This window comes from Vibrio sp. 10N.237.312.B06, assembly GCF_041464685.1.
GTDB classification, from domain to species: domain Bacteria; phylum Pseudomonadota; class Gammaproteobacteria; order Enterobacterales; family Vibrionaceae; genus Vibrio; species Vibrio tasmaniensis_A.
Map to the genome: position 1 here is coordinate 1 of NZ_JBFSPI010000146.1, position 5,362 is coordinate 5,362.

A 5,362-nucleotide genomic window follows, 5' to 3' on the forward strand; every position below is an offset into this window, starting at 1 on the left:
TAAAAAGGTGGTCGATTAAAAACGAAACTAGGGGGCACATCAGCCGAAATACGCATTAATAGGGTATTTGGATATGCATTAGGTCATCGATTGACTCGAAATAACCCAGCTCAAGGTCTGCCGCTTGGAGATATATTGAAGCCGTTACCGAAAGTTCAGCATAGAGCTGCAATTGTTAAACCCAGCGAACTAGGACAATTGATTAAAGATATTGATACGAATCAATCAGGGAACTACTGTACGATAGAAGCTCTTAGGCTTATACCTAGAGTCTTTTTAAGACCAACTGAAATAAGAAATCTAAAGTGGGACTATATTGATTTTGAAGATTGTTTAATCAGAATTCCTGCTGAAGAGATGAAGCGTAATCGTGAGCATCTTGTACCAATGTCACGACAAGTTGTGGATCAGTTAAGGAATGTTAAATTAGTGACGGGCTATTCGCCTCTTGTTTTCCCTAACCAAAGGGATAGCAATAAGCCGATGAGCAAGAATATATTAACTAATCGTTTACGAGATTTAGGGTACCTCGCAGATGTAATGTCAGCTCATGGTTTTAGAAGTACAGCTTCAACTATTTTACATGAGAAAGGCTGGAATTCTGAGGTGATCGAAACACAGTTAGCTCATTTGACGGGAACGGCAACGTCAAGGGCGTATAATCGCTCACTTTACTTGTCAGAAAGGCTCAAACTAATGCAGGAATGGGCTGATTACTTAGATATTTTGTCAGATGAGCACTAGATGTGATTGATTCAGTGTTGGGGCAATGTTATCGAGTTTGCCCCCCAAATAATACTGTTTATGCTGCACGTTCAAATATGAGCATTACCCTAAGACCTTAAACACCTGCTCCAAAACGACTGGTGGTATCGGCTCTTTGCTATCTATGATGAACTTCTTTAAGTTAAGTCGTAGGTTATTCAGTCTTTCCATAAATTCAAAATGACGCTCATGAGATGTGTTTTCTGGTGGTTTATATGAGGTATCCGTTTGGTTTTTCGTGGGGGTATCTATGGATTTCAAAAACTGTGTCGAAAAAGTGTGTGTTAATTGTACGAAAGTTCCCAAACTTAGATTGCCTCGCTTAACCTTTTCTTTGTAAGAATTCACGTAACCTAGCTCCTTAAGTCGCTCTAAAATATCGGATACACGCCGAATACTCATTCCCAAAGAGACCGCTATCTTGGTTTTGCTTATCCCTAATCCAAGGGTATGACGGTCAACATTCTTGGCTAGAAATGAACAAACTAAAATTAATCCTTCCGCAGCATCATAACTAAGATTTAGCTCGCTTTTCCAAAATGTGTTGATGATTTTTGTTCGATTAATCTTATTTTCTGGATAGGTATCATTCGAAATATGGCTTCTTGAAATTGGAGAGTAAGGCAATAAGATAATCTGTTTTTGGCTTGCTAAAAATGGGTACTCTTTGCTTAATCGGGTCTCACTAAGTTGTCCTGCGTTTTTAACTTCAGTAAGCTCTTTTATAAGACTGGTTTTCTTTTTGTCATCTTTTCTAAGAAGCATGTGTTTAAGCTCTCCTTCCTCTTCATGGTAAAGATAACACTTACCTCTGACATCAAAAGGGTTAGCTAGATTGATGATTTCCACTTCTGTATTTGGATCTAATATTGGTGTCTCATTCACCACTGAGATTTCTGATTGATTGGCTTTTTCTTTGTCTGTCGATGTCATTTTATTTCTCTCACTTAACTTGACTGTAACCGTAATCCGATGATTAGTAGGTAATTATCGGTTTTTATTGTCACCTTTTATATGAGTAAATTCCAGAAATAAAAATGTATGAACCGTGGTTTTTGACAATGAATGAGGATGCGTTGAGTCGTTTTGGCGCGATGGATTGTTGTTGAAGTAGTGTGCATTATCGAGAGCTCTCTCTTCATTAACTAGCTCAATAAACTGTCATTTAACTTGTAACTGACTTGGATTCGAGAGTGAGTGAGCTGATATCGATTTTCCACAGTTCAGTGCCTAGGCGTTGATGGTTAACTAGTATTTGTTCCTCCATACGGACAGGAAATGTATACGTAAAGGTTTTTTGCATTGTCTGTCTGGTTAGTATTATTACGTTAATAACTAAACATCTACCATACCTAGTGCACGACTACATCATCACATATCCCTGAGTCACACCAAGTGACTCACAGTACACCATTATAAATAACGGCATCGACCTATCTATGAACCTCAACATAGGAATAGATAGCAATGAATGTACGTTCTCGAAAAAACAAAAAACTTAGACTCACCATTAAGAAAACCTTTCTTGGTCATCCTATCCAGACTGCACACGGTCCACTGTACCTCGACTACTTAGAAAAAATGCATGCCACCATTGAACGAGCATTAGATGATTATCCTCGCCTCATGGCTATCCGTGTAGATTTGAGATTTCCAAAGCTAAGAGCCAATGAAGAGTGTGGCAATGTCATCACCGATTTTATCCGCTCGTTGCAGTCACAGATAGCTTACTCTGGAAAGCGAAAAAAAAGACAAGAGGGTGGTAGGGTTCATCCCTGCAAGGTTCGAAATGTTTGGGTTAGAGAGCGCTCTACCTCAATGAATGATCACTATCACTTATTACTCATGTTTAATAAGGATAGATTTAACTGGTTGGGACAAACTCAAACACCAGATGATAATTTAGGCTCCTTTATCTTGGAGGCATGGGCGAGAGTCGTCGGTGTTGATTATGAAGAGGCAAATGGATTAGTACATTTCTCAAAGAAGAAGAATAGTGACAGCGTGGTTATTCATCGCTTGAACCGTAACTCTGATGACTTTGGCGACGCGTTTGATGAGCTATTTAAGCACATTAGTTATTTAGCCAAAGAAGATACGAAGCACTTTGGTAGCGGTAGACGGAATTTCGGCCATAGTCATAAGTAGTTTAAAAATTACGGTAGTGACAGTTCCTGTGGGATTAACAACAAACCATAGGAACTAGAATGCCAAATCAGCTCAACGCCACTCAACATCACTCAGAAGCGTCTAACCACCTCACCGTCACTCATGACCGAACGTTTAATGGAAAGCCACTCTACTACCACTAGGGTGGTCTTATCCTTGAGTATTTGGCGGATATCGAACAAGTACTGGCTGAAGCACTAAATCAATGTCTGAGACTCTTTGCTGTTCACCTCAACCTCAATCTACCGAGTCACTTCAGGGGCGATTACCTAACGGTGTTTGCCCATTTCTTTCATACTTTAGAATCGGAGACTAATGAACTCTGTAAGGATAAATACACCAATAATACCTATCAACATCCACAAACGGTGATCCGCTATATCTGGGCTAGGGAGTGTGACTCCACTAGCCAGTATCATCTTATCTTGCTCTTTGATAGAGAGCTTTTCCAAAGCTTAGGAACAGGTCGAGATAGTTGGGGGCGTTTTCTCTACAAAAAAGTAAGAAAGACATGGGATAGGGTGATGGAAGCTCATTCTAACCAACGGTGCTCAGGGTTAGCGTATTCCCCTAACAATGAAGGTTTTGAGCTTTCTTCCGACACTGAAACGTTCCCGCTCCAGCTAAACGAGTTCTTCTATCGAATGAGTCGTCTCGCGAAGCCCACCACCAAACACGGCGATAACCGTAGTACGACTTTTGGTTGCAGTCGTCGTTAACCTAAAAAAGCCCACCACAAGCAGTACTTATGTCATTCAACTATCAATAGGTACTGTCTCATGCCCCACACTCCCCACACTCCCCATACACCAGCAATAACCCATTCCATCACCTTTAACGATTATCCCGTGATCTACAGTGAGCACGGGCTGTATGAATCCGCCCTTACGAGTATGACCAACCTCTTTGAACAGGCACTAGAGCAGTTTGAGTTCACGTTAGTCATGCATTTGGGGCTATACCTTCCTAAAGACCACCCAGACACCGATTTAACCATCATCAATGACTACATCCACCAGCTTAAAAAGAGACTTAATACAGACTCACTCTATTACTCGTGGCGTAAGCGAGCCGATAAATCCCCCTCACACAATTACCAAGTCATACTCTTGCTTGATTACAACCAGTACTTTGGCTCCGCTATCTGTTGGGATAAACGTAATCAATTAGCCAACCACCTTAAAGAGGCATGGCAAGAGGCTGTACAGAGCCACTACGAAGGCAAAGAGCGTTCATTGGTATTATTTAACGACCGAGGTAACTACGGCTTAGGGACGCGCTGCAAGAGCAAAAGTAGCGTAGTAAAGAACAATGTATTTCACCGCATGAGCCGTCTAGCTGAGGCATGGCAAGAAGAGCATTACTGTTTTGGCTCTAGCGAGGGTTAACCTCACCGCACTTTTTTACAGCGGTGGCTTATCTCATGGGTATATACAAAATACAGGAGCATTCCCAATGAGATTCTTAAGACTAAAAGACGTAATCGCAGCAACAGGGTTAAGCCGTTCAACTATCTACAAGTTTATGGATGAAGAAGTCTTTCCTAAAACCATTCCATTGGGAGGAAGAGCAGTAGCTTGGCTAGAGAGTGAAATCGAAGAATGGATGGAACAACGTCTAGCACTGCGAGAGAGCCAAGAATAATCCAAGTAGCAGAAAACACACTGACCACATCAACAGGGAGCCATTGAGGGCTCCCTTTTCAATTAGAGAGAGAAATAAAATGAGTTATTCAATTTACGTAGATGGCGCGGCACCGAACAATCAACACGGATGCACACAGGGTGGGATTGGTATTGCAGCTTTTAATGAGCACGGTGAACTAGAGTATCAAGATAGCATCACTATCAGACGCAGTACCACCAATGCAAAATTAGAGCTAATGGCCTTAATCGAAGGTCTAGAGTATGCGCAGGATGGCGATGTCATCTACTCAGACAGTGACTTTTGTGTGAAGGGTTATAACGGTTGGTTAGATAACTGGAAGGATAAAGGTTGGCGTAAGTCAGATAAGAAGCCAGTTAAGAACCGTCATCTATGGCAACAAATCGACGAATTGCGTTCACAGAAATACGTAGAGGTGTTTAAGGTCAAAGCTCATTCAGGTGATAAAGGTAATGACATGGCAGACTTGTTAGCTGTTGAAGCGGCAGAAGCCGAGTAAGAAGATAGAGCACAGTTTGTTGGCAAACCGCTAGCAGGCTGTGCGGTCGTATTTTTGCTTTATCCCTAGGAACGGTGATTTGTCTTTAGGGTAGTGTTAAGCGTTTTTATAGATAACATATACCTGAAGATGAAGCATTCAATGGCTGCAATTGGGGGGGGGGGGGGGCCGGGGCGAAATTGACGATGATTGTGATAATGATTTAGATAAGGTTTTTTTTATTTATAAATAGAACGATATTAGGAAAATAAAAAATAGCGGGTG

6 protein-coding genes and 1 pseudogene are annotated in these 5,362 nt (G+C 41.3%); 6 read left to right on the top strand and 1 reads right to left on the bottom strand.

Going from position 1 to position 5,362, the window contains the following annotated elements; translation table 11 throughout:
* The first annotated feature begins 90 nt into the window (after positions 1-90).
* Complete coding sequence (locus AB6C75_RS22580) at positions 91-744, top strand: tyrosine-type recombinase/integrase (protein WP_372109349.1); 654 nt, start codon at positions 91-93, stop codon at positions 742-744.
* Between the two features lie 84 nt (positions 745-828).
* Here AB6C75_RS22580 and AB6C75_RS22585 read toward each other — a convergent pair whose 3' ends face one another.
* Positions 829-1,698, bottom strand: coding sequence for a hypothetical protein (locus tag AB6C75_RS22585; RefSeq protein WP_372109350.1), 870 nt, complete (start codon positions 1,696-1,698; stop codon positions 829-831).
* Positions 1,699-2,232: 534 nt separating this feature from the next.
* On the opposite strand from AB6C75_RS22585, the gene AB6C75_RS22590 reads away from it, so the two are divergent.
* The 5 genes and pseudogenes from AB6C75_RS22590 (at position 2,233) to AB6C75_RS22610 (ending at position 5,098) form a co-directional block, all read left to right on the top strand.
* Entirely contained in the window at positions 2,233-2,913 is a 681-nt protein-coding gene (locus AB6C75_RS22590; RefSeq protein WP_372109352.1) for an inovirus Gp2 family protein, read from the top strand.
* A 59-nt stretch (positions 2,914-2,972) separates the two neighbouring features.
* Positions 2,973-3,653 (top strand): annotated as a pseudogene (locus AB6C75_RS22595) (inovirus Gp2 family protein).
* Between the two features lie 60 nt (positions 3,654-3,713).
* Positions 3,714-4,322 (top strand): inovirus Gp2 family protein, encoded by a 609-nt coding sequence (locus AB6C75_RS22600; RefSeq protein ID WP_372109354.1) that lies wholly within the window; start codon positions 3,714-3,716, stop codon positions 4,320-4,322.
* A 67-nt stretch (positions 4,323-4,389) separates the two neighbouring features.
* Positions 4,390-4,578, top strand: coding sequence for an AlpA family transcriptional regulator (locus AB6C75_RS22605; protein ID WP_029223996.1), 189 nt, complete (start codon positions 4,390-4,392; stop codon positions 4,576-4,578).
* 79 nt (positions 4,579-4,657) lie between these two features.
* Entirely contained in the window at positions 4,658-5,098 is a 441-nt protein-coding gene (locus AB6C75_RS22610; RefSeq protein WP_372048734.1) for a ribonuclease HI, read from the top strand.
* Positions 5,099-5,362: the final 264 nt, after the last annotated feature.